Below are 26,021 nucleotides of genomic sequence, written 5' to 3'. Positions count from 1 at the left end.
CCGCACAGGTCGACCGGTCCAGCAGTGCATGCTAGGCCGCTGCCGCTGCTCGAGCCGACAGCGTTATCTCTCAAGCACCGAAGTCAGTGTGTTGCGCGCGAACTCCCTCGAACCCCGCACTTCGCCGCCTGTCCGCGCGTTCTCGGGTTGAGAGCGCCGGCGCGCGACTGGGCGAACATTGTTGAAGGCAGGCAGCTTCACGTCCGAACTTGGCTACGCACGCATTCGGGATGCGGCTAACTTGCGCGCAACAAAAAACCCGCGCATCTCTGCGCAGGTTTTTCTTTATCTGGCGCCCGAAGTTGGACTCGAACCAACGACCCCCTGATTAACAGTCAAGTGCTCTAACCGGCTGAGCTATTCGGGCGGGGACGCACATTCTAGTCGGTTGTCGGCCTTGGTCAAGCCTTGCCAACGAAGTTTCGTCTCGGCGCAGTGCCGGGGGGCGCGAGGTGGCGCGTTGTGATCGATAGGCCCCGTCTGTCTTGGACGCTTAAAGCGGGCAAGGCTGTGACTGGGCGGGCCGTGCGGTCCGTACCCTGCCGAGATTGTTGACGATCACCTCGCCATTCAGCGTGTCGCCGCTGCAGACGCGCACCGTGAGGTTGGTGCCGGCGCTGCGCCCGTCGCGCTGGTAGCGGACGAAGTTGCGGGTCGCGCCGATTCTCAGCGTGCGCCCGGCGCCCGATGGCGGGTCGGATACGCGGAGCAGGTCGGAGACGGCATCCGGCCTGCGGTTGCCGTCCGGATCGGCGAAGACGATCCAGCCCCGGCTCCAGTCGGCGTCGGCGCGGCACCCGCTCATGCCGGTGCCAGGGCAGGCAACGACCGGCGAGCGGCGCATGATCGCGCTGCTGCGGGCCATCGCAAGGTCGGTGCTGACGCGGTGCATCGCGGTCTGCACGCGCAGCCGGGCGAGGGCGTCGCCGAAGCCGGGAATGCCGACGGCCAGCAGCACCGCGACGATCGCAAGTGTCGTGACCAGTTCGATCAGGGTGAAGCCCTTCCGGTGGTACATGGCGGCATCCGTGCGGCCAGGAACCGCCAGACTGCGCCCGGCGCCGGCGCGCGGGATTCGGCCGGGGCCGTTTCGCGAGGTCGGAATGAACCGGCTGCTATGGTCGGAATCCGATCCGGCGCGGCGTTGCCCCCGGCCCGGTCCGTCCCCACTTCAGCGGTTCCCCCGCATCGCCGCCGCCATGAACGACGTCATCCATCCCGCCGCGTTCCAGCTCGTCTCGCCCTACAAGCCCGCCGGCGACCAGCCGCAGGCGATCGAGAAACTCGTCGAGGGCTTCGAGTCCGGGCTGGCGCACCAGACCCTGCTCGGCGTGACCGGCTCGGGCAAGACCTACACGATCGCCAACGTGATCCAGCAGGTGCAGAAGCCGACGCTGGTGATGGCGCCGAACAAGACGCTGGCCGCGCAGCTCTACGGCGAGTTCAAGTCGTTCTTCCCGCACAACGCGGTCGAGTACTTCGTCAGCTATTACGACTACTACCAGCCCGAGGCCTACGTGCCGTCGTCGGACACCTACATCGAAAAGGACAGCTCGGTGAACGAGCACATCGAGCAGATGCGGCTGTCGGCGACCAAGGCGCTGCTCGAGCGGCGGGACGCGATCGTGGTGTGCTCGGTGTCGGCGATCTACGGCCTCGGCGACCCGAACGAGTACTTCCGCATGGTGCTGCACATCGTGCGTGGCGAGCGCATTGACCAGCGCGAGCTGATCCGCCGGCTGACCGAAATGCAGTACAGCCGCAACGACACCGAGCTGCGCCGCGGCACCTATCGCGTGCGCGGCGAGGTCATCGACATCCACCCGGCGGAATCGGAGATGGATGCGCTGCGCATCGAGCTGTTCGACGGCGAGATCGAGCGCATCACCCAGTTCGATCCGCTGACCGGCGAGACCCGGCGCACGCTGCCGCGCTACACCATCTATCCGAAGTCGCACTACGTCACCACGCGACGCACGACGCTCGAGGCGATCGAGGCGATCAAGGCCGAGCTGCCGCCGCGGCTGGAGCAGTTCTACGCCGAGAACAAGCTGGTCGAGGCCCAGCGACTGCAGCAGCGCACCCAGTTCGATCTCGAGATGATGGCCGAGGTCGGCTACTGCAACGGCGTGGAGAACTATTCGCGGCACTTGACCGGACGCATGCCCGGCGAGGCGCCGCCGTGCCTGTTCGACTACCTGCCGCCGGATGCGCTGCTCGTGCTCGACGAATCTCACGTGACGGTTCCGCAGATCGGCGCGATGTTCAAGGGCGACCGCGCGCGCAAGGACACCCTGGTCAACTTCGGTTTCCGCCTGCCGTCGGCGCTCGACAACCGCCCGCTGAAGTTCGAGGAGTGGGAGGGCCGCTCGCCGCGCGCGATCTTCGTCTCGGCGACGCCCGGCAAGTACGAGCTCGAGAAATCGGAAGGGCAGGTGGTCGAACTCGTGGTGCGGCCGACCGGCCTGATCGATCCCGAGGTCGAGATCCGCCCGGTCGCCACCCAGGTCGACGACGTGCTCGGCGAGATCAACGCACGCGTGGCGATGGGCGACCGCGTGCTGATCACCGTGCTGACCAAGCGCATGGCCGAGAACCTTACCGAATATCTCGGCGAGCACGACGTCAAGGTGCGGTACCTGCACTCGGACATCGATACCGTCGAGCGCGTGGAGATCATCCGCGACCTGCGCCTCGGCAAGTTCGATGTGCTGGTGGGCATCAACCTGCTGCGCGAGGGCCTGGACATGCCCGAGGTGTCGCTGGTCGCGATCCTCGATGCGGACAAGGAAGGCTTCCTGCGCTCGGGCGGCTCGCTGATCCAGACCATCGGCCGCGCCGCGCGCAACCTGCGCGGCAAGGCGATCCTCTACGCCGACCGCATCACCAATTCGATGCAGATGGCGCTCGACGAGACCGATCGTCGCCGGGCCAAGCAGGTCGAGTACAACACCGAGCACGGCATCACCCCGACGTCGGTAGCGCGCGCGATCGTCGACATCATGGAAGGCGCGCGCGCCGAGCCGGAGCTCGAGAAGAAGGGGCGGGGCAAGACGCGCAAGGTCGCCGAGCCGGTCGAGGATTACGCCGCACTGCCGCCGGACAAGCTCGCGTCGCGGCTCAAGGCCCTGGAGCAGCAGATGTACCAGCATGCGCGCGATCTGGAGTTCGAGGCCGCGGGCCGCATCCGCGACCAGATCCGCCAGATCAAGGACCTCAGCCTGGTCCGATAGAAATTTGCGCGTGGGGTATTCGACATCGCGCGAATCCGGTGTATGATTCGCCCCCTTCGGGCGGTTAGCTCAGCGGTAGAGCACTACCTTGACATGGTAGGGGTCACAGGTTCGAACCCTGTACCGCCCACCACCTCAAAGCCTTGATGCAACAGGCTTTCGGTGGATCGAAGATGCAGTGCAGGTGAAGACCGACCCCGCACTGCCCCCACACATCCTGTAGGCCGCCCGTCACCGGGCTTCGCGTTGCCGTGTCCGGGATTCCGAGTGGTTCCGCGCCGGGCGCATATGCCGGGTCGCGTCACTGTCGAGGCGCCGCCAGCGCCACGCGTGCTTCGACTGTCGGGCCAGTCTGCGTCGCATGTGTCCTGCGGGCGGCGCGCCTGCAGGCCGTGCCGTCGGGGACGCTGGGACCGCCGAGCGCGCGCCGGAGGCGCGGATTCACGATGCCGGGGCAGGGGCGGGCATGAGACCGCGCAACGCGCGCCCTGCGTGTAAACCCGGAGCCCTGCAACGGGCGGGGCGCGCACGCGTCTCGTCACGCCCCCCACAGGACCGGGTGCAATGATGGCCGCCTATGGGCCGTCGGCTCTCGGATATCGCTATGGGCTCTGTGTCGTCGATATCCCGCGTCTGGCGGCGTCTGCGCGGCGGACGCGAGCGCTTCTCCCCCGCACTGCATGCCGCTGATCTCGAAGAGGCGCCGCTCCGCGCGCAGCTGTTCAGCGCCGAGCAGATGGAACTGCACGGCCGCGCGCTCGCGCTCACCCATCACATCCATGCGGACCGTGTGCCCGATCGGCTGCTGTCGCGGCTGAGCGACAACGCGGCGCTGCTCGAAGAGGCGCGGGCGTTCCTGTCGCGGATGGTGCGCGACGACATCCGGATCACGCCGGCCGGCGAGTGGCTGCTCGACAACTACCATCTGATCGAGGAGCAGGTGCGGCTCGCGCGGCGACATCTGCCAAAGGGCTACAGCCGCGAGCTTCCCGCGTTGTCGCAGGGCGCATCGGCGGGATTTCCCCGGGTCTACGACCTGGCAATGGAGGCCGTGGCCCACGGCGACGGCCAGATCGACGCGACCACGCTGAGCCGGTTCGTCGCCGCCTACCAGACGGTCACGCCGCTGGCGATCGGTGAACTGTGGGCGATTCCGATCATGCTACGGCTGGCGGTGATCGAGAACTTGCGCCGCATGGCGGTGCGGGTGATCCACGACGGGCGCGACCACCGGCTCGCACGGCGCTGGGCCGAGCGGCTCAATGCGACCGCGGCCGAGGCGCCGAAGGATGTCGTGCTGGTGGTCGCCGACATGGCGCGCAGCGCACCGCCGGTCAGCGGCGCCTTCGTCGCCGAGCTCACGCGCGGACTGCACGGACGCGGCGCGCTGCTGTCGTTGCCGCTGACCTGGATCGAACAGTGGCTGACCGAAGGCGGCCTGCGCATCGAAGCACTGGTGCATGCCGAAAGCCAGCAGCAGGCCGCCGACCAGGTGTCGATCGGCAACAGCATCGGCAGCCTGCGCTTCCTGGCGCACATGGATTGGCGCGAATACGTCGAAACGATGAGCCTGGTCGACTCGGTGCTGCGCGAGGATCCGGCCCAGACCTACGGCCTGATGGATTTCAGCACGCGCGACCACTACCGGCATGCGATCGAAACCATCGCCCGACGCGCCGGGGTCAGCGAGATCACCGTCGCCGATACGACCGTGTTGTTGGCCAGGACGCATGCCGCCGACGCGATCGAGGCGCACGTCGGCTATTACCTCGTCGACGACGGCGTGCCGCAGACGCTGACCGCGCTGGCCACGGCCTCTGGCCGCCGGCGCGTGCGACTCGCGCCCCGCACGGTGCCGTTGCCGGCTTATCTGGCGCTGATCGCGGTGGTCGTCGCGCTGGCGACCAGCGGCCTGATCGGGCAGGCGGGGAGCCACGACGTCGCCCCGGTGCCGGTCTGGCTGCTGGCCGTGCTGGGCGTGCTCGTCTTCAGCGAACTGGGCATCGCGCTGACCAATTGGATGGCGACGGTGGTGGTCGCGCCGAAGCCGCTGCCACGGCTCGATTTCTCCCACGGCATTCCGGTCACCGCCCGCTCCCTGGTCGTCGTGCCGTGCATGTTCGGCGACGTCGCCTCGGTCGATGCCCTGGTCGAGGGTCTCGAGGTGCGTTTCCTCGCCAACCGCGATCCGCATCTGCATTTCGCTCTGCTCAGCGATCATCTCGACGCGGACCAGGCCACCCTGCCGGGCGATGCGGCCACGCTCGCGCACGCGGCCATGCGGATCGACGAACTCAACCAGCGGTATCTCGCCGACAGCCCGGCGCCGGGTGGCGAGCGTTTCTTCCTGTTTCACCGGCCTCGTACGTGGAACGCAGGCGAGGGCCGCTGGATCGGCCACGAGCGCAAGCGCGGCAAGCTGGCGGCGTTGAACGCGCTGCTGCGCGGCGGCGGCTGCGAGGCGTTCGAGCGGGTCGTCGGCCGGACGGCGGTGCTCGAGAACGTCCGCTATGTGATCACTCTGGATTCCGACACGCGCCTGCCACGCGACGCGGCGCGCGAGTTCGTGGCCACGCTGGCCCATCCGCTCAATCGTGCGGTCTTCGATCCGGCGCGCCAGCGCGTCACCCGCGGCTACGGCATCCTCCAGCCGAGCGTCGGCAGCAGCTTCAGCGGCCGGCGGATCAGCCGCTACGCGCGCATGTACGGCAGCGAGCCCGGCATCGATCCTTACACGCGCACCGTGTCCGATGTCTACCAGGACCTGTTCGGCGAAGGTTCGTTCGTCGGCAAGGGCATCTACGACGTCGATGCGTTCGAGCAGGCCCTGCACGGCCGCTTTCCCGACAACCGCATCCTCAGCCACGACCTGCTCGAAGGCTGCTACGCGCGTGCCGGTCTGGTCAGCGACGTGCGTCTGTACGAGGACTATCCCGCGCGCTACGCCGCCGACGTCAAACGGCGTCACCGCTGGATCCGTGGCGACTGGCAGCTGCTGCCCTGGGTGCTGCCGTGGGTGCCGACCGCGACCGACGCGCGTGCCCGCAATCCGCTGTCGTGGTTGTCGCGCGGCAAGCTGATCGACAACTTGCGCCGCAGCCTGGTGCCGGCGGCAGTGCTCGCGCTGCTGCTGATGGGCTGGCTGACCCTGCAGGCGCCGCTGGCCTGGACGTTGTGGCTGATGGCGGTGTTCTTCGCGCCGGTGCTGATCCCGGCGCTGCGCGACCTGCTGTCGAAGCCACCGGACATGCGCGTCGACACCCACCTGCTGCAGGTCGGCGATGCCACAGGGCGCGGCCTGCTGCGCGCGATCGTGAATTTTGCATGCCTGCCTTACGAGGCGGCGTACAGCGTGTCGGCGATCGCGGCGACGCTGTGGCGCACGCTGGTCAGCCGCCGCCATCTGCTGCAGTGGAATCCGTCCAGCGAAGTCGAACGAGCCCTGGGTACCGGGATGGCCGCCGAGTTGCGCGCGATGTGGATCGCGCCGTTGCTGGCGCTGGCCACGGCCACCGTGCTGTGGCGGCTGAACCCCGCCGCGCTCTGGATCGCGACGCCGGTCCTCGTGCTGTGGGCGGCCTCGCCGGTGCTGATGGCCTGGCTGAGCCGTCCGCCGTCGCAGCGCAGCACGCAGCTGTCGGCCGCGCAGCGGGCGTTCCTGGGACGGCTGTCGCGACGCACCTGGGCGTTCTTCGAGGTCAACATCCGCGCCGAGGACCACTGGCTGCCGCCGGACAACATCCAGGAGCATCCCGATCTGGTCGTCGCGCGCCGCACGTCACCCACCAACATCGGCCTGTCGTTGCTGGCCAACCTGGCGGCCTGGGATTTCGGCTATGTGCAGTCGGAGGCCGTCGCGCGGCGCAGCCGGCAGGTGTTCGACACACTGGAGCGGCTGGAGCGCCATCGCGGGCACTTCTACAACTGGTACGACACCGAGACGCTCGCACCGCTGCCCCCGCGGTACATCTCGACCGTCGACAGCGGCAACCTGGCGGGCCATCTGCTCACGCTGCGCCAGGGCCTGTTGGCCCTGATCGACGCGCCGGTACTCGCGCCGCAGACGTTCGCCGGGCTGGCCGACACGCTCGCGGTGCTGAACGAGTGGGTCGACGTGCCGGCGGACGCCTCCGGTGACTGGCTCGACGCGGCCGCCGCCTGCCGGGCGTGTCTGGACGAGGCGCTCGCGGCGCCGCCGTCCACGCTGTCCGCGGCCTCCGATCTGCTCACTGCACTGGACGCGGCGATCGACGGTCTGCTCGCCGCGATGCCCGTGGTCGATGCGCCGGACGCCGCGGCCGCCATCGTCGATTCCCCGCGCCTCTGGGCGATCCGCCTGCAGGCCGGCTGCCGCGCGGCGATCGAGGCCGTTCGCACATGGCACGCCGATGCCGGCACCGGCACCGGCGGCGGGGCCGACGGCGGCATTCCGTCGCTGCGCGCGCTGTGCAGCCCGGAGACGCCTGCGCAGACGCGCGCCCTGGCCTGCGCCCGGGTCCACGAGCTCGAGCGGCTGGCGCACGTCGCCGGCCAGTTCTCGCTGATGGAATACGCCTTCCTCTACGACCGGGCGCGGCATCTGCTGGCGATCGGCTACGACGTCGACAACCGCCGGCTCGACCAGGGCCACTACGATCTGCTCGCCTCCGAAGCGCGCCTGTGCAGCTTCGTCGCGATCGCCCAGGGCCAGCTGCCGCAGGACACGTGGTTCGCGCTCGGTCGCCTGCTGACCGAGGTCGACGGCAATCCCACGCTGCTGTCGTGGAGCGGCTCGATGTTCGAGTACCTGATGCCGCAGCTGGTGATGCCCAGCTATCCGGACACGCTGCTCGACCAGACGGCGCGCCACTCGGTGCAGGCGCAGATCGCCTACGGCCGCCAGCACGACGTGCCCTGGGGCATTTCGGAGTCGGGCTACAACACCGTCGATACGCGGATGAACTACCAGTACCGCGCGTTCGGCGTGCCGGCGCTCGGGCTCAAGCGCGGCCTCGGCGAAGACCTGGTCATCGCGCCGTACGCAACGATGATGGCGCTGATGGTGGCGCCCGAGCAGGCCACCCAGAACCTGCAGCGGCTCGATGCGGCCGGGTTCTCCGGGCGGTTCGGCATGTACGAGGCGATCGACTACACGGCCACGCGCCTGCCGCGCGGACAGACGCATGCGGTGGTGCGTTCGTTCATGGCCCACCACCAGGGCATGGGCTTCCTCGCGCTCGACCACCTGTTGTGCGAACAGCCGATGCAGAAGCGCTTCGTCGCCGATGCCGAGTTCCAGGCGACGTTGCTGCTGCTGCAGGAGCGCGTGCCGCGCACCGGCGTGTTCCGGCCGCACGCGGTGGAGTCGGTCGGCGTGCGCACCACGGCGACGGTCGGCGAGACGGAACTGCGCGTGTTCCGCACGCCGGACACGTCGCGGCCCGCGGTGCAGATGCTGTCCAACGGCCGCTTCCATGCGCTGCTCACCAGCGCGGGCGGTGGCTACCTGCGCCAGCACGACATGGCGGTCACCCGCTGGCGCGAGGACGGCACACGCGACCACTGGGGCAGCTTCTGCTATCTGCAGGACGTGGACAGCGGGGACGCCTGGTCGGCCGCGCACCAGCCGATGCGCGTGCCGGTGGAGCATTACGAGGCGATCTTCTCCGATGCCAAGGCCGAGTTCCGCGGCCGCCGGCGCGGCATCGAAACGCATCTCGACATCGCGATCTCGGCCGAGGACGACATCGAGCTGCGGCGCCTGCGCCTGAGCAACCGCTCGCGCCAGCCGCGCACGATCGAGGTCACCACGTACGCCGAAGTCGTGCTCGCGCCGGCGCTGTCGGACGAGCTGCATCCGGCCTTCAGCAATCTGTTCGTGCAGACCGAGATCGTGCGCGACAAGCAGGCGCTGCTGTGCACGCGGCGTCCGCGCGCGCACGACGAGGTGCCGCCGTGGGCGTGCCACCTGCTCGCCGCGCACGATGCCGACATCCTCGAAATCTCCTACGAGACCGACCGCGCGCGCTTCCTCGGCCGTGGCCGCACGCCGCGCGATCCGCTGGCAGTTCAGCGCCCCGGGCGCCTGTCGGACACGGCGGGCTCGGTGCTCGATCCGATCGTCGCGATCCGCGTGCGCCTCACCCTGGCGCCCGAGCAGACGGCGGTGCTCGACCTGGTCACCGGTGTCGGCGCCGACCGCGAGGCCTGCGGCGCGCTGATCGACAAATATCGCGACCGGCGCCTCGCCGACCGCGTGTTCGACCTCGCCTGGACCCACAGCCAGGTCGTGCGCCGGCAGATCAACGCCTCGCAGGCCGATGCCCAGCTCTACGAGCGCATCGCCGGCCTGATGGTGTTCGCGCATCCGTTCCTGCGTGCCGACAGTGCGGTGCTGCTGCAGAACCGGCGTGGCCAGTCCGGGCTCTGGGGCCACGCCATCTCCGGCGACCTGCCGATCGTGCTGGTGCAGATCGCCGATGCCGAGAACATCGAGCTGGTGCGGCAGATGGTGCAGGCGCACGCGTACTGGCGGCTCAAGGGCCTCAACGTCGATCTGGTGATCTGGAACGAGGACCAGGTGGGCTACCGGCAGCAGCTGCAGGAGCAGATCCTCGGCCTGGTGTCCGCCGGCCCGGAAGGCAACGTGCTCGATCGCCCGGGCGGCATCTTCGTGCGGCCCGCGCAGCAGATCTCGCAGGAGGACCGCATCCTGATCCAGTCGGTGGCCCGGGTCATCGTCGGCGACCAGCACGGCACGCTGGCGGCGCAGGTCCTGCGCCATGCGGTGCCCGACCGCGGCCAGCCGCTGCTGGCGCCGGAGGTGCCGGCCGATGGCGTCGCGACCGATGCGCGCAGCGCCGGCGGACTCTACGGGCTGCCGCCCGCGCGCGACGCCGACGCGGAGGACGAAGACCCCTGGCCGTTCGAATCGGTATCGGAGGCCGTGGTCTTCGACAACGGTCTCGGCGCATTCGCCGCCGACGGCCGCGAGTACGTCATCGTGCTCGAGGACGGGAGGGCGACCCCGGCGCCGTGGTCGAACGTAATGGCCAATGCGACCTTCGGAACGGTCGTCAGCGACAGCGCGCCGGGCTATACCTGGTTCGAGAACGCGCACGAGTTCCGCCTGAGTCCGTGGCACAACGATCCGGTCTCCGACACCGGCGGCGAGGCCTTCTACCTGCGCGACGAGGTCACCGGTCACGTCTGGTCGCCGATGCCGCTGCCACGGCGCGGCCGCGGCGCCTACCGCACGCGTCACGGCTTCGGCTACAGCGTCTACGAGCACGTCGAGGACGGCATCGCCAGCGAGCTGTGGATCTACGTCGGGCTGCACGATGCGGTGAAGTTCAGCGTGCTCAAGCTGCGCAACCTGTCAGGGCGGGCGCGGCGGCTGTCGGCCACGGGGTATGTCGAATGGATCCTCGGCGACATCCGGGTGAAGTCGCAGATGCACGTCATCAGCGAACAGGACGAGGCGAGCGGCGTGCTGACTGCGCGCAACCCGTACAACACCGAGTTCGCCGGCCGGGTCGCGTTCTTCGATGTCGACGGCGACCGCCGCAGCGTCACCGCCGATCGCACGGAATTCCTCGGCCGCAACGGCAGCCTGCAGAATCCGGACGCGCTGCGTCGGACGCGTCTGTCCGGGCTGCTCGGCGCCGGGCTCGATCCCTGCGCCGCGATCCAGGTGCAGGTGGATCTGGCGCCGGACCAGGCCACCGAAACGGTGTTCCGCCTCGGCATCGGCGACAGTCCCGAGGCGGCGCTGCAACTGGCGCGTCGCCTGCGCGGTTCCACGCCCGCGCACGACGCGCTCGATGCGGTGCGTCTGCATTGGCTGCAGACGCTCGGCAGCGTGCGCGTCGAGACGCCGGAACCGGCGGCCGATCTTCTGGTCAACGGCTGGCTGCTGTACCAGACGCTCGCCTGCCGCTATCTCGCGCGCAGCGGCTATTACCAGTCGGGCGGGGCCTACGGATTCCGCGACCAGCTGCAGGACACGATGGCGACCGTGCACGCGGCGCCGGCACTGACCCGTGCCCATCTGCTGCTCAGTGCCGCGCACCAGTTCCCGCAGGGCGACGTGCAGCACTGGTGGCATCCACCGGCCGACCGCGGCGTGCGCACGCGCTGTTCGGACGACTACCTGTGGCTGCCGCTCGCCGCCTGCCGCTATCTCGACGTGACCGGCGACGTACGGGTGCTCGACGCGCGCGTCGGCTTCATCGAGGGCCGGCTGGTCAATGCCGACGAGGAGTCGTACTACGACCTGCCGATGCCGTCGGGTCGGGTGCGGCCGTTCTACGAGCACTGCGTGCTCGCACTCGAACGCGGCCTGTCGCTGCTCGGCGAACGCGGGCTGCCGCTGATCGGCACCGGCGACTGGAACGACGGCATGAACCGGGTGGGCGAGGGCGGCCGGGGTGAGAGCGTGTGGCTGGGCTTCTTCCTCTACGACGTGCTGCAGCGCTTCTCGAAGGTGGCGGCGGCGCGCGGCGACGCGGTGTTTGCGGCGACCTGCGTCGCCGGCGCGGAGGCCCTGCAGCGAAATCTCGAAGCACATGCCTGGGACGGCGGCTGGTACCGGCGCGCCTGGTTCGACGACGGCACGCCGATCGGGTCGCAGACGAGCGACGAATGCCGGATCGATTCGATCTCGCAGAGCTGGTCGGTGCTGTCGGGCGCGGGCGATCCCGCGCGCGCGCGGCAGGCGATGGATGCGCTCGACACCCATCTGGTCAAACGCGAGGCCGGACTGATCCAGCTGCTCGAGCCGCCGTTCGACACCACCGCGCACGATCCGGGCTACATCCGCGGCTACGTGCCGGGCGTGCGCGAGAACGGTGGGCAATACACGCATGCCGCGGTGTGGTCGGCGATGGCCTTCGCCGCGCTCGGCGACCGCGAGCGTGCCTGGGAGCTGGCGCGGATGATCAACCCCGTGCATCACGGCGGTGACGCCGCCGGCGCGGCGGTCTACAAGGTCGAGCCCTACGTGCTCGCTGCCGACGTCTACGGCGTCGCGCCGCATGTCGGGCGCGGCGGCTGGACCTGGTACACCGGATCGGCGGGCTGGATGTACCGGCTGCTCAGTGAATCGCTGCTCGGCCTGCAGCGCGAGGGCAACCGCCTGCGCATCGTGCCGTGCATACCCGATGCCTGGCCCGGCTACCGCATGCAGCTGCGCCACGGTGCGGCGGTGTACCGCATCGAGGTGGTGCAGACCGATCGCGGGCCGGCGACCCTGCGCCTCGACGGGCAGGCGCGCGACGACCTGACGATCGACCTGGATCCGGCCGAGGCCGTGCACACGCTGGTGCTCGAGTGGCCGCGCGCGGCGCGGGACGACGCATGACCGGCCTGCCGGTCGACGTGGAACGTGCCTTCGGGGCCCTGGCCCGGATGCTGCCGGTATGGCGTTCGCACCTGCGCGCGGCGGACGCGTTCTGGCCCCAGTTCGATGCCTTGTCCGCGCAGTTGCTCGCACGGGTGCCGGACGGCCCCATGCGCGCGCGGGTGCGGGCGCGGCTCGACGCGCTGCTCGCCGCGGAGGGCCTGACCCGGCCCGCAGACGCAGAACGGGGCGGTCGTCATGACCGCCCCGTCCAGTGGGTGCCGCCTGTGGCTGCGGCGGAGGTCCCGGCTGCCCGGGACCACCGACGTCAGAACCGGTAGTTCAGACCGAGCAGGTAGGTGCGGCCCCACTCGATGTGTTCCAGCGGACGGTCGCGGGTGCCCGCGTAGGTCTGGTAGGCCGCATTGGTCACGTTGTTGGCCTGCAACAGCAGGGTCAGGCCGTCGAGCGACGAACCGTCACCGAAGCTGTAGCTCAGCTGCGCATCGGTGATGTTCTCGCCGACGACGTAGCGCAGCGTGCGCGCACCGTCGAAGTTGCCGATCTCGCCGATGAAGTCCGAGCGGCGACGCTGGCTCACCCGTGCTTCGAAGCCGTTGCGCTCGAAGTAGGCGGTCAGGTTGTAGACCCGCTTGGACAGGCCCGGCAGATCGATCGGATCGCTGCCCACGCTGTTCGCGCTTTCCGGATCGAGGATCTGGATGCTGCTGTCGTTGAAGCTGGCACTGGCGACGATGCCGAAGCCGCGCAGCGATTCGCTCCACAGGTCGAACGGCAGCGAGGCCGTCAGCTCCAGACCGCGCAGCGTGCCGCCTTCCGCATTCTGGGGCGCTGTGAAATTGCCCGTCGTCTGCGTAATCGGAGAAGCACCGGGACGCGGCACATAGTTCGCGAGGAGTGCGGAGAAGTCGTAGCCGTCGCGGGTTTCCGTGTAGATGTACGTGCGCAGGTCCTTGTAGAAGAACGCGGCGGCCACGTACGCGCGGTTGCCGAAGTATTTCTCCCAAGACACATCGAACGCGTATGCGCGCCAGGGATCAAGCAGCGGGTTACCACCACTGCCGCCCGGACGGCCCTGGTCATCAACACCGAATTCCAGCGACGAGCGCAGCTGGTCCACGCGGGGGCGTGCGACCTGCTCGGCGAGGCCGACGCGCACGGTGTGCTCGTTCGGCAACGCGAAGGCGAGGTTCATGCTCGGCAGCACGTCAGTATAGGTCTTGCCGTCCTCGAACGGACGCACGTTGCTGCCGGCCGGCTGGGTGGCATCCCAGTAGTTCGAGGCCGACGACTGGTCGACGCGCTGGATCTGCACGCCGACGTTGCCGGTCACCGCAGTGTCGCCCCAGTCGCTGCTGATGTTGGCGCGGGCGAACGCAGTGGTGATTTTCTCGCTGACCGTCCAGGCCTTGGGGATCAGATAGTCCAGATCCTCGGTCGGCTCGAACGTCATGTAGCGCGCAACTGCGCCGGGCACGTTCCACGCCGGGATGTAGCCGACGCCGGCGAAGCCCAGGTCGACCAGACCGTACTGCAGGTCGCCCGCGATCGCGGTGTCGCCCTGCGCGCCGAGGTTGATGTTGCCCTCGGGCTGGCGCTTGGCCTTCTCGCGGTCGGCGTAATTCACGCCGAGATCGAAATCGGCCAGCCAGGTGAGGCCGGCGGGCGCGGGCAGGGTGAGGCCGACGCGCGCGGCCTTGAGCTCGTCCTCGACGCGCGGGGTCTTACCGTAGCCCGAGCCGTAGATGGTGTTGGTCAGGAACAGCTGCGACGGATCGGAGTAGTCGAGACCTGGCGCCATCTGCGTGAAGCCGTTGCCGCGAATGTCGAGCTCGATCGTGTCGAGCGACGGGTTGGGCAGGCGCTGCGCGTTGTTCTCGAGGCTGATCTCGTTGCGCTTGGCCTTCGACCAGCTGACGTCGGTGGTCAGGCGCGCGCGTTCGAAGTTGAACTCGTTGGCCCAGCCCACGGCCGAGATGCGGTCCTCGCGCCGGTTGTACATGCCGCGCACCAGCGGATAGACGCCGGTGAGCGTGCCGCCGGCGAAGCTGCCGTTGTCGCTGGTGCGCACGTTGCTGTAGACGCACGCCGGGTCGCAGGGGAACGAGCCGTTGTACTGCGTGTTGACCTCGAACTGGTTCGCGGTGTCTTCCTGCTCGGCGCGCGAGTGGAACAGGTCCAGCGTGCTGGTCCACATGTTCGACGGACGGAACTGCAGCGTGGACATGATGCCGTCGCGCTTGGTGTAGCCGGTGCGGCGCAGAGCCTTCATGCCGTCGGTCGCCCAGGTGCCGTCGGCGAGGCCGGGACGTGCGTCGGTCTTCCACGGCTCGTAGAGGCCGACCTGGTTTTCCTGGATCGGCGTATCGCTGTGCGAGACGCCGATCGAGAAGCCGAAGCGGCGATCCGCCGACTGGCCGATGTAGCTCGCGCTCAGACGGTTGCCGTAGGGATCGGTGTCGGCGGCGTCGCCCAGCGAATTGCGCTGGAAGCGGCCGCTGAGCGTGATCACCGGATCGGCGAAGTTCAGCGGGCGCACGGTCTGCATGTCCAGCGTGCCCGACAGGCCCTGGCCGACGAGGGCGGCGTCGGGCGTCTTGTACACGGTGACGCCGCTGACCAGTTCCGACGGGTACTGGTCGAACTCGACGCTGCGGTTGTCGCCGGTGCTGACCATCTCGCGGCCGTTGAGCAGCGTGGTGGCGAAGTCGGGCGACAGGCCGCGTACGCTGATCACCTGCGCGCGGCCGGCGACGCGCTGCGCCGACAGGCCGGGCAGGCGCGCGATCGACTCGGCGATGCTGACGTCGGGCAGCTTGCCGATGTCCTCGGCCGAGACCGATTCGACGATCGAGGTCGCGTCGCGTTTGACCGCGATCGCGCTCTCGATGCCGCGGCGGATGCCGGTGACGGTGACGCGGTCGAGCTCGGTGGCGTCGCCCGCGGCCGGCGTCGTGCCGGAGGTTGTGGTGGTGGTCTGTGCGTGCGCGCCGGCGGCGAGCATCAGCAGTGCCGACGACAGTGCGGCACTGAGCAGGTTGCGATCGAGCTTCGACATCTCCCCTCCCAAGGGTGTCCAGCGGACAGCTGTATTTTCGAGTTGTGCCGTCGATGCGCGTCGCTGGAACAGCGGGGCTGGACGGGTCGCGGCCATGGTAGTCGCGGGGTTCGCGCACCGGCGCAGCCTGCATACGTATTCATGGCGTGGCGTGCCTATGCATGCAGCAGCGCACTCCGGCGGACCACGCCGGGCGGAGGTTCGCGGCCGGTGCAGTCGTGCCCGGATAGCATTGGGGCATGAGCGAATCACGCAGAGGTCCGGTCGGTGCGATGCAGGCGGCCATCCGCGGCTGGGTGCTGGGGGTGTTTCCCCGTGGCCAGAGCGGCATCGAGTACGAAACACCGGCCGGTGATGCGGGGCTGTTCGGCCCGGACACCGTGACTTGGCGCGTGCATGCGGATTTTCCGGGGATGCTGTCCGGCGGTCTGTGCGCGCTGCTGCTGCAGGCGCTGCACCCGCGCGCGCTGGCCGGCGTGTGGGACCACTCCGATTTCCGCACCGACCTCGTCGGGCGCCTGCGCCGCACGACGGCTTTCGTCGCCGGCACGACCTACGCCGGCACCGAACAGGCGCATCAGCTGATCACACGCGTCGCCGCGATCCACACGCGCGTGCGCGGCACCACCGCGGACGGCGTCGGGTATTCGGCCGACGATCCGGCGCTGCTGACCTGGGTGCACGTGTCGGAGGCGTATGCCTTCCTGCAAGGCTTCCGCGCCTATGCGGGCATGCCGGGGCCCGCGGGATTCGACGATCGGTATTACGACGAATCTCGGTGCGTCGCCGAAGCGCTGGGCGCGCGCGACGTGCCGGCGTCGTCGGCCGCCGTGGACGCGTATTTCGAACGGGTGCGACCGGAGCTGCGCTTCGATGCGCGGTCACGCGAGGTGCTCGCGGTGCTGCGCCGCGTGCGCCTGCCTGTGCCGGGCGCCACGTTCTCGCGCGAAGTGTTTCTCGGCGCCGGCGCGGCGCTGTTGCCGCCCTGGGCCGAGGCGCTGCTGGAGGTCACACCGTTACAGCGCGCACGACACCGGGCGTGCGCGCGCCTGTTGCGGACGACGGCCCCGTTGTTCCGTGCGGCGCTGCCCGACGGCATCGCACCGCGCGCGTGCCGGCGTGTCGGCGTCGCGCCCGAGCGGTTGCGGCACTGGGACGGCGTGGATCTCGGTCGCTGACCGGCACCGTCGGAACAGCGGACTACGGCACCACGAACACCAGCGCCGTACGCGGCGGCACCGTGAAGCGACCGGCCTCGTCGTCGATGCGCGACGCGTCGCGGGGACGCGGGTCGGCCGCGTCGGCCGCGAGATGCACCGGGTGCAGACGCCAGCCGCGCCCCGCCAGTTCCGGCGCATCGAGCGTGCGTGCCTCGTCGGCGACATTGATCGCGTACAGCACGTCGCGGAATCCTGCGTCGTCGAGCCCGCGTCCGTCGAGATGCCCAGCGACGAGGCGCGGATCGCTGTCCGCGCCGCTGCCGGGAAACCGCAGGCGCGCCTGGACATCGTCCGCGCGTTCGAGACGGAACAGCGGTGTGCTCGCGCGGATCCGCAGCAGGTCGAGGCTCATGTCGCGCGCCTGCATCACCGCCTCGCGCGGTGGACGGATGCGCGCAGCGTCGGCCAGCAGCGGCTGCAGCTGCGGCCAGTCGGCGGCGTTGTCCGGCGCGGGCGGCAGGCCGTGGCCGAAGCCGTGGGTGTCGCCGCTCCAGTCGATGCGGTTGAACCAGTCGCCCGAGTCGTAGCTGTTGCGGTCAAGCGATTTGGACCGCATCAGCTCCACGCCGGCGTGCAGGTAGGCGATGCCCTGGCTGAAGGCGGTGGTCGCCAGCGCCAGCACCTGTGCATGGACGCGTGCCGTGGAATCAGCATCGTCCGGCAGACGCAGCACGCCGACATCGAACAGCGTGTGGTTGTCGTGGTTCTCGACATAGTTGACCACCTCGCCGGGCGCGGCGGCGTAGCCCGCGGGCTGCCCGGCGTAGTCGATCGCCGACAGCGGCCGTTCCACACCATCGTGCATGGTCATGCGGTAATCGCGCAGCGTGCCGGCGAGGCCCACGCGCACGAGGTCGGCCTGACGGCGGAGCAGGGCGTCGTCGTCGTGCCCGTGGATCCAGCCGCGCTGGCCGCGCAGTGCATCCCCGCGATCGGACGGCCCGCCGCCGCGGACGGCATCGCGCGCGCGGTCGCTGAAGGTCGCGATGCCGGTGCCGCCTAGACGGGCCTGCGTGGCCTGCACGAAGCGTGCGTCGCCGGCGACCTCGCCGAAGTTCCAGCCTTCGCCCATCAGTGGCACGGGGCGGCCGGCCTCGGCGTCCACGCGGGCCTGCAAGGCGCGCATCGCGTCGCGCGGCTGGTGGCCCATCAGGTCGAACCGGAAGGAGTCGATCCGGTAGTGGCGCACCCACAGCGCGGCCGAGTCGATCATCAGCCGCGCCATCATCGCGTGCTCGGTCGCGGTGTTGTCGCAGCAGGTGGAGGTCTCGACGCGGCCGTCGGCATCGAGGCGGTGGTAGTAACCCGGGACGATGCGGTCGAGCACCGACTGCGGGTGCTGGCCCGAAGCGCTGGTGTGGTTGTAGACCACGTCCATGCCCACGCGCAGGCCGAGACCGTGCAGCGCCTGGACCATGCGCCGGAATTCGAGGATCCGCGCCGCCGGGTCCGCCGCGTCGCTGGCGTAGCTGCCTTCGGGCACGTTGAAGTGCAGCGGGTCGTAACCCCAGTTGAAACAGTCGCGCGCGGCGACCGCCATCACCGCAGCCTGCTGCGCCGTGCTGTCGGGCGCGGCATCGGGCACCTCGGGCGTGATGCAGCCGGTCTCGGGCACGGTGGCGAGGTCGAAGACCGGCAGCAGGTGCACGTCGGTCACGCCGGCCGCACGCAGCCGGCGCAGGTGGCGGACGCCGTGCGAGTCCTGCGCCTCGAACGCGGTGTAGCGGCCACGCTGCGCCTCGGGCACGCGCTGGTCGTCGCGCGAGAAATCGCGCACGTGCAGCTCGTAGGCGACCATGTTGGTCGTCGGGCCCAGGGTCGGCACGGCGTGCGTGTCCCAGCCCTCGGGCTTGAGCGCAGGCGCATCGAGATCGAGCACGATGCTGCGTCGCGAATCCGCGTCCAGCGCCACCGAGTAGGGGTCGGTCACACGGTTGCGCACGATGCCGGTGCCCGGCACGAACACGTCGACCAGGTACAGGTACCCGTCGCCGCCGTGGTCGCCCGGCAGCCGCCCGTGCCACGCGCCGGTCGCGGCGTCGCGTTCCAGCGCCGCGAGCGGACCGGCACCGGCATCGGCATCGGGATACAGGCACAACGCGACCGCCTGCGCGGACGGCGCCCACAGATGGAAGCGCGTCGCGTCGGTGTCGAGCACCGCACCGAGGACGGGCGCGTCGACTGCGGACGCGTACAGGTCATCGAACGCACCGGCCACCTGCAGCGCGGTGGCGTCGAGCACGTGGCCGCGTGCGTCTTCGTGGACCAGCAGCAGCTGGCCCCGGTGCAGGCTGGCCAGCATCGCGTCGTCGGCGTCGATCGTCAGCGTGGCGCCGGGGTCGACGAAGGCGAAGCGCGCTGCCAGGGGCGCCGGCAGCGCGGCGGTGTGCGGCACCGCGTCGAGTGCGCGGTCGAAGCCCGCCACGGGTCGCCCCGCGCGCACGTCCAGCGTCGCGTTCGCCGCGTGGTAGAGCCGGAACCGCGTGTCGGTTGCCGGCGCGGCGCCCGGCCAGCGGATGAGATGACGGTTCAGCCAGTGCGCGCGAGCGGCGTGCACCGGGGCATCGGCCGGCACCGGATGCAGGGTGCGCGCGAACGCGGGGGCATCGCAGTCGTCGCGCTGTGGCGGCGAGGCGATCGCAGCGCCGCAGGCGAATGCGGCGACGGCCAGCGTCAACGCGCGCAGGCCGCTGCGGGCCGCGCGCGGGGCCGAGGCGTCAATCAACGTCGGCGAACAGCACGCCGTGGGCCGGCAGGCGCACGACGCCGGCGTCGAGCACCGCGGCGGCAAGCCCGTGTCCATCGAGCGGGCGCGCGCCGGCCAGTGCCTCGGGCAGCGGCCAGTCGACCGGTGCGTTCGAGAGGTTGAACACCGAGAGCACGCGCGCGCCGTCGCCAGCGCGCACGCTGGCCAGCACCGGCTCGGGCGCATCGAGAAACTGCTGGTCGCCCACGACCAGCGCGGGCCGCGCGCGGCGCCAGTGCAGGAAGCGGCGCGCGGCGGCGAGCACCGAGCCGTCGTCGGTCTCCTGACCAGCGACGCTGCGTGCGCGATGCGCATCGGGAATCGGCAGCCACGGCGTGCCGGTGCTGAAACCGGCGCCGGCATCGGCGGTCCACGGCATCGGCGTGCGGCAACCGTCGCGGCCCTTGAAGTTCGGCCAGAACGTGATGCCGTAGGGATCGCGCAGCTGCTCGAACGGCACGTCGGCCTCGGGCAGGCCGAGCTCCTCGCCCTGGTACAGGCAGACCGAGCCGCGCAGCGTGCACACCAGTCCGATCATCTGCCGGGCGAAGTCGTCGCTGGCATCGGCGCCACCCCAGCGGGTCACCGCGCGCTGCACGTCGTGGTTGGAAATCGCCCAGCACGGCCAGCCTTCGGTCATCGCTGCCTCGAGGCGCTCGACGGTGCCGCGGATGTAGCCGGCGCTGAAATCGTCGACCAGCAGCTCGAAGCTGTAACCCATGTGCAGCCGGCCGGCGCTGGTGTACTCGGCGGTGGTGGCCAGCGAATCCTCGGACGAGATCTCGCCGAGCGCGGCGACGTCCGTGTACCCGTCCATCAGCGCACGCAACTGCTCGATGAAGCCGATGTTTTCCGGCTGCGTGTTGTTGTACCAGTGGTACTGGAAGGCATACGGATTGTCCGGCGAGAAGCCGCGGCCCAGACGCAGCGCCTCGGGCTTGGCCGGGTTGTCGCGCAGCGCCGGGTCGTGGAAACAGAAGTTGATCGAGTCGAGCCGGAAGCCGTCGACGCCGCGGTCCAGCCAGAAGCGCACGTAGTCCAGCGTGGCCTGCTGAACGTCCGGGTTGTGGAAGTTGAGGTCCGGCTGGCTCGACAGGAAATTGTGCAGGTAGTACTGCCGGCGCCGCGGCTCCCACTTCCAGGCCGGGCCGCCGAAGATCGACAGCCAGTTGTTGGGCGGCGTGCCGTCGGGCTTCGCATCGGCCCAGACGTACCAGTCGGCCTTGGGGTTGTCGCGCGACGCGCGGCTTTCCTGGAACCAGGCGTGCTCGATCGAGGTGTGGCTGAACACCTGGTCGATCATCACCTTCAGGCCGAGGCCATGCGCCTTGGCCAGCAGGGCGTCGAAATCGCCCAGCGTGCCGAACATCGGATCGACGTCGCACTGGTCGGCGATGTCGTAGCCGTAGTCGTGCATCGGTGAGCGGAAGAACGGCGACACCCAGATCGCGTCCACGCCCAGTCGAGCGACATGGTCGAGCCGGTCGATGATGCCGGGCAGGTCACCGATGCCGTCGCCGTCGCTGTCCATGAAGCTGCGCGGATAGATCTGGTAGATCACCGCACCGCGCCACCACGGGTTGTTCGCCATCGCTCGTCTCGCCTCCCCGCCGCAGTGCGCGACGCGATGCGACGTTAGTGCATGGTGCGGCGCATGCGGAAGCGTGCGGTGGCGGCGCGTGCGATGAATACGTATGCAGGTCGTGGCCGTCGAACGGCTGCTCGCTACCATGGGTCCGCCCTCGCACTGCCGCGACGGCGCAGCGGTCCTTGGGAGGGGAGTCGCAGCACATGCGCAATACGAAACCGCCACTGTCGTTCTGGCAGATCTGGAACATGTGCTTCGGCTTTCTGGGCATCCAGTTCGGATTCGCCCTGCAGAACGCCAACGTCAGCCGCATCTTCCAGACGCTCGGCGCCGATATGGAGCAGGTGCCCGGGCTGTGGATCGCCGCGCCCCTGACCGGCCTGCTGGTCCAGCCGGTGATCGGCTACTTCTCCGATCGCACGTGGACGCGCCTCGGCCGTCGGCGCCCGTATTTCCTCTGGGGCGCGATCTTTTCGACCGCCGCGCTGCTGGTGATGCCCAACTCGCCCGAGCTGTGGATCGCCGCCGGCACGCTGTGGGTGCTCGACGCTTCGCTCAACGTGTCGATGGAGCCGTTCCGGGCCTTCGTCGGCGACCAGCTCGCGCCGCCGCAGCGGCCCACCGGCTACGCGATGCAGGGCTTCTTCATCGGCGTGGGCTCGGTGATCGCCAGCGCGTTGCCGTTCGTGCTCGCGAAGTTCGGCGTGGCCAATACCGCGGGGCCGGGTGAAGTGCCCGACACGGTGCGCTATGCGTTCTATTTCGGCGGCGCCGTGCTGCTGCTCGCGGTGCTGTGGACGGTGCTGCGCACGCGCGAATATCCGCCCGAGGTGCTGCATGCGTTCGACGATGCCGAACCGCTGGGCGCATTGCCGGCGGCCGACGCACCGGTGCCGCGTGCGACCGGCGGGTTGCCTTGGCTGATCGCGGGCGTCGCCGGCGTGGCGCTGGTCTACGGGCTCGGCTGGGACCGCATGCTCTACGTGCTGGCGGGGCTGCCGCTGGCCTACGGCGCGCTGCGTCTGATCGCCACGCGCATGGCGCCGCAGCGGATGCTGCCGACGATCGCCGCCGACCTGCATGCGATGCCGCCGGCGATGCGCCAGCTCGCGGTGGTGCAGTTCTTCTCGTGGTTCGGCCTGTTCGCGATGTGGATCTACACCACGGCCGCCGTGGCGCAAACGCATTACGGCAGTGCCGACCCGCAGTCGGCCGCGTTCAACGAGGGTGCGAACTGGGTGGGCGTGCTGTTCGCGGCCTACAACGGCTTCGCGGCGCTGGCCGCGATCATGATCCCGTGGATGGCGCGACGCCTCGGCCTGCGACTGACCCACCTGGTCAACCTGTTCCTCGGCGGCGCCGGGCTGGTGTCGATCGCCTTCATCCGCGATCCGCAGTGGCTGCTGCTGTCGATGGTCGGCGTGGGCTTCGCCTGGGCCTCGATCCTGTCGCTGCCGTATGCACTGCTATCCGACAGCCTGCCCGCGCACAAGATGGGCGTGTACATGGGCATCTTCAATTTCTTCATCGTCATCCCGCAGCTGGTGGCGGTGAGCACGCTCGGCGTACTGCTCGGGCGCGTCTTCGACGGTGATCCGGTGCGCGTGCTGATGCTCGGCGGCGCCAGCCTCGCGATCGGCGGGCTGTTCGCGCTGCGTGTCGCGCGGCCGCGCTCCGAGCTGGCCGTCACCCCGCCCTGAATCCATCCTGCTGGAGCCTGCGCATGATCCGACCGTTGACCGCCGTTCTCGCCGCCGCGCTGTGCGCGGCCTGCTCGCACGGAGGTCAGCCGGTGCGTGCCGACGCGCCGGACGAAGGCGCGCTCTACGGCACCCGCGCGCCGTTCGCCGCGCATTCGGTCTACTTCGTCGTCACCGACCGCTTCGTCAACGGCGATCCGGCGAACGACCAGCGCGACCAGGGCGGCGCGCATCGCACCTTCGACATCCCGGTGCGTTGCGAGGACGGTATCGACGGCAACATCGGCTACCTCGGCGGCGACTTCCGTGGCGTGCTCGACAATGCCGGCTACATCCGTGACATGGGCTTCGGAGCGGTGTGGATCACGCCGATCGTCGCCAATCCCGATGAGGCGTTCACCGGCGGCGACCCGATCAGCTGCGGCAGCACGCTCACCGACCGCGGCAAGACTGGCTACCACGGCTACTGGGGCACGAACTTCTACCAGGTGGACGAGCACCTGCCGAGCGCCGATCTCGATTTCCGTGCCTTCACCGACGGCCTGCGCGCCGCCGGCCTGAAGACCGTGCTCGACATCGTCGGCAACCACGGTTCGCCGGCGTGGACGATGCCGGTCGCGCAGCCAGGTTTCGGTCAGATCTTCGACGCCGAGGGTCGTTTGATCGCCGATCACCAGAACCTGCCGCCTCAGCAGCTCGATCCGGGCGGCAATCCGCTGCACGCGTTCTACAACACCACCGGGCCGGTCGACGCCGAGACCGGTTCGATCTTCGACGGCAACCTGGCGCAGCTGGCGGACTTCGATGCCGACAATCCGGCGGTGTTCGATTACCTGGCCGGCGCCTACGAACACTGGATCGGGCAGGGCGCTAACGCGTTCCGCATCGACACCATCGCGTGGATGCCGCATGCGTTCTGGAAGCGCTTCGCCGACCGCATCCGCACCGAGCGGCCGGACTTCTTCATGTTCGGCGAAGCCTTCGACTACGACGCGGCGAAGATCGCCGAGCACACCTGGGCCGCGAACGGCGGCATCAGCGTGCTCGATTTCCCGATGAAACAGGCGATGGACGAGGTGTTCGCAGGCGGCGCCGGCTTCGAGCGTCTTGCGCCGAGCCTGCACCTCGAACGCGGGCCCTACGCCAACCCCTACGAGCTGACGACGTTCTACGACAATCACGACATGCCGCGCATGGACGCCACCGATGCCGGGTTCATCGACGCGCACAACTGGCTGTTCACCGCGCGCGGGATTCCGGTCGTCTATTACGGCTCCGAGACCGGCTTCATGCGCGGCCGCGCCGAACACGCCGGCAACCGGGCGTACTACGGGCAGGCGCGCGTGGATGCCGGCGTCGGCACGCCGATCCACGCCGCGCTGACCCGCATCGCCACGCTGCGCCGCGACACCCCGGCGCTGCAGCGCGGGCTGCAGTTGCCGCTGGTGCTCGAGGGCGAGCACGCGGCGTTCTATCGCGTGCTCGACGATGGCGGTGTGCGCCAGACCGCACTGGTGCTGCTCAACAAGGGCGACGCGGCCTGGTCGGCGACGCTGGACGCGGCGCAGATCGCCGACGGCGACTGGCGCGATGCGCTGGGCGCCGGTTCGATCAGCGTGGACGGCGCTGCGTCGCTCGACGTTCCCGCACACGGTGTGCGCGTGCTGCTACGCGACGACGTCACCATCCCGGCCGCGCTGCGCGACCGTCTGCAGACGCTGATGGCCAGGCGCCTCGGCGGCCCGGACATGGAGTGAGCAACGTGTAGGAGCGCGCTCGCGCGCGAACGCTGTTCTCGGAAAGCCCCTTCGCGCGCGAGCGCGCTCCTACAGGGTGAACGTCATGCAGGACGGATGTTGTGCGGATGCGGGTGCATTCGCGCACATGCGCCTGCAAGCCCTGGCCTGCGCCCCGCCGGTTCAGGAGAACCGATGCATCAGTAGGCGAGCGCTGGCGCGCCAACATTGTTCTCGGGAAGCCCCTTCGCGCGCGAGCGCGCTCCTACAGACTCGGGCGAGGCTGAATGCTTCGTAGGGCGCGCTCGCGCGCAAACGCGTTTCGCCGGGTATCCGAACGCGCGCGTCTACAGCGCCCGTGCACCCGTCGAATCGCGGACCACGAGCGCGGTCGGCAACCGCCGGCTTTCGGCCGGCTCGCCGGTGATCAGCCGCATCAGCGTGTCGACCAGCAGCTCACCCGCGGTCAGCGTGTCCTGGACCACGGTGGTGAGCGCCGGTGTGGTCATGCGCGCGCCGGGAATGTCGTCGAAGCCGGCGAGGGCGATGTCGTCGGGAATGCGCATGCCGTGTTCGGCGAACGCGCGCATCGCGCCGATCGCGATCAGGTCGCTGGCCGCGAACACCGCGTCGAACGGCAGGCCCCGCGCCAGCAGCGTCTGCGCGGCCGCATACCCCGAATCCTCCGCACTTTCGGCATCGGCCTGCAGGGCCGGGTCCATCGCCAGTCCGTGCCGGGCCAGCGCCGTGTCACAGCCGCGGTAGCGGTCGAGAAATTCCGGATAGCGGCTCGAGGCGTCGCCGAGAAACGCGATCCGGCGATGGCCGAGGCCGGCCAGGTGTTCGCCGATCAGCGCGCCGCCGCCGGCGTTGTCGCAGCCGATCGAGATGCCGGGCTGGTCGGGCAGCACCGCGCCCCAGCGCACGAACTGCGTGCCCTGCTCGACGAGGGTGCGCAGCTTGCCCTGGTAGGCGAGGTAGTCGCCGTAGCCCAGCAGGATCAGGCCGTCGGCCTTGTGGCTGTCGTCGTAGTCGGCGTGCCAGTCGTCGGAGAGCTGCTGGAACGAGATCAGCAGGTCCTGGCCGTGCCGCGCACAGGCCCGGGTGATCGAGCCCAGCATCGGCAGGAAGAACGGGTTGATGTGCGACTGGTCGCTGGTCGGATCCTCGAACAGCAGCAGCGCCAGCGTGCCCGACTGCTGCCGGCGCAGGTTCGAGGCGTTCTTGTCGACCTTGTAGTTGAGCTCGCGCGCGATCGCCAGGATGCGCTCGCGGGTCTCGCGGTTGACCGAGGGGCTGCCGCGCAGCGCGCGCGAGACGGTCGGCTGCGACACGCCGGCCAGGTGCGCGATGTCCAGCGAAGTCGGCTTGCCCTTGATCGTCATCGCGGCACTGCGGAA

At 69.6% G+C, this 26,021-nt stretch carries 11 protein-coding genes and 2 tRNA genes; 7 read left to right on the top strand and 6 right to left on the bottom strand.

Annotation, left to right across the window (positions count from 1 at the left end):
- Positions 1-290 precede the first annotated feature (290 nt).
- Together ACF3M1_RS12090 and ACF3M1_RS12085 are read right to left on the bottom strand one after the other, a co-directional pair.
- Positions 291-367, bottom strand: a tRNA-Asn gene (locus ACF3M1_RS12090).
- Between the two features lie 126 nt (positions 368-493).
- Positions 494-1,018, bottom strand: a complete 525-nt coding sequence (locus tag ACF3M1_RS12085) for a GspH/FimT family pseudopilin (RefSeq protein ID WP_394000971.1) — start codon at positions 1,016-1,018, stop codon at positions 494-496.
- 181 nt (positions 1,019-1,199) lie between these two features.
- Here ACF3M1_RS12085 and uvrB point away from each other — a divergent pair, with 181 nt between their 5' ends.
- The 4 genes from uvrB (at position 1,200) to ACF3M1_RS12065 (ending at position 12,893) form a co-directional block, all read left to right on the top strand.
- Positions 1,200-3,233: an excinuclease ABC subunit UvrB gene (gene uvrB, locus ACF3M1_RS12080; protein ID WP_394000969.1), complete on the top strand. Its 2,034-nt coding sequence runs from the start codon at positions 1,200-1,202 to the stop codon at positions 3,231-3,233.
- A 58-nt stretch (positions 3,234-3,291) separates the two neighbouring features.
- Positions 3,292-3,366, top strand: a tRNA-Val gene (locus ACF3M1_RS12075).
- A 471-nt stretch (positions 3,367-3,837) separates the two neighbouring features.
- On the top strand, positions 3,838-12,573 hold the full coding sequence (locus tag ACF3M1_RS12070; RefSeq protein WP_394000967.1) for a GH36-type glycosyl hydrolase domain-containing protein: 8,736 nt from the start codon (positions 3,838-3,840) through the stop codon (positions 12,571-12,573).
- Positions 12,570-12,893, top strand: coding sequence for a hypothetical protein (locus ACF3M1_RS12065; protein WP_394000965.1), 324 nt, complete (start codon positions 12,570-12,572; stop codon positions 12,891-12,893). The genes ACF3M1_RS12070 and ACF3M1_RS12065 overlap by 4 nt, the downstream gene beginning before the upstream one ends.
- On the opposite strand, the gene ACF3M1_RS12060 is transcribed toward ACF3M1_RS12065, so the two are convergent.
- A complete protein-coding gene (locus ACF3M1_RS12060; RefSeq protein ID WP_394000963.1) occupies positions 12,881-15,631 on the bottom strand; it encodes a TonB-dependent receptor in 2,751 nt (916 codons plus the stop codon). The genes ACF3M1_RS12065 and ACF3M1_RS12060 overlap by 13 nt on opposite strands.
- 239 nt (positions 15,632-15,870) lie before the next feature.
- Between ACF3M1_RS12060 and ACF3M1_RS12055 the strand changes: the two genes are divergently transcribed.
- Positions 15,871-16,809, top strand: coding sequence for an oxygenase MpaB family protein (locus tag ACF3M1_RS12055; RefSeq protein ID WP_394000961.1), 939 nt, complete (start codon positions 15,871-15,873; stop codon positions 16,807-16,809).
- A gap of 22 nt (positions 16,810-16,831) precedes the next feature.
- On the opposite strand, the gene pulA is transcribed toward ACF3M1_RS12055, so the two are convergent.
- Together pulA and ACF3M1_RS12045 are read right to left on the bottom strand one after the other, a co-directional pair.
- Positions 16,832-19,576, bottom strand: a complete 2,745-nt coding sequence (gene pulA, locus ACF3M1_RS12050; RefSeq protein WP_394000959.1) for a pullulanase-type alpha-1,6-glucosidase — start codon at positions 19,574-19,576, stop codon at positions 16,832-16,834.
- Positions 19,569-21,188, bottom strand: a complete 1,620-nt coding sequence (locus ACF3M1_RS12045) for an alpha-glucosidase (protein WP_394000957.1) — start codon at positions 21,186-21,188, stop codon at positions 19,569-19,571. Before ACF3M1_RS12045 ends, pulA begins: the two co-directional genes overlap by 8 nt.
- A 200-nt stretch (positions 21,189-21,388) precedes the next feature.
- Between ACF3M1_RS12045 and ACF3M1_RS12040 the strand changes: the two genes are divergently transcribed.
- Positions 21,389-22,885 carry an MFS transporter gene (locus tag ACF3M1_RS12040; RefSeq protein WP_394000955.1) on the top strand — a complete coding sequence of 499 codons (1,497 nt, stop codon included), beginning with the start codon at positions 21,389-21,391 and terminating at the stop codon, positions 22,883-22,885.
- Positions 22,886-22,908: 23 nt separating this feature from the next.
- The gene (locus ACF3M1_RS12035; protein WP_394000953.1) at positions 22,909-24,642 is read left to right on the top strand and encodes an alpha-amylase family glycosyl hydrolase; all 1,734 of its coding nucleotides are present in this window, start codon (positions 22,909-22,911) and stop codon (positions 24,640-24,642) included.
- 326 nt (positions 24,643-24,968) lie between these two features.
- Here ACF3M1_RS12035 and ACF3M1_RS12030 read toward each other — a convergent pair whose 3' ends face one another.
- The gene (locus tag ACF3M1_RS12030) at positions 24,969-26,006 is read right to left on the bottom strand and encodes a LacI family DNA-binding transcriptional regulator (RefSeq protein WP_394000951.1); all 1,038 of its coding nucleotides are present in this window, start codon (positions 26,004-26,006) and stop codon (positions 24,969-24,971) included.
- Positions 26,007-26,021: the final 15 nt, after the last annotated feature.

Source organism: Luteimonas sp. WGS1318 (genome assembly GCF_043187535.1).
Lineage (GTDB): Bacteria > Pseudomonadota > Gammaproteobacteria > Xanthomonadales > Xanthomonadaceae > Luteimonas.
The sequence above is the reverse complement of the archived record's forward strand: the minus strand, read 5'-3'. Positions and strand labels throughout refer to the sequence as shown.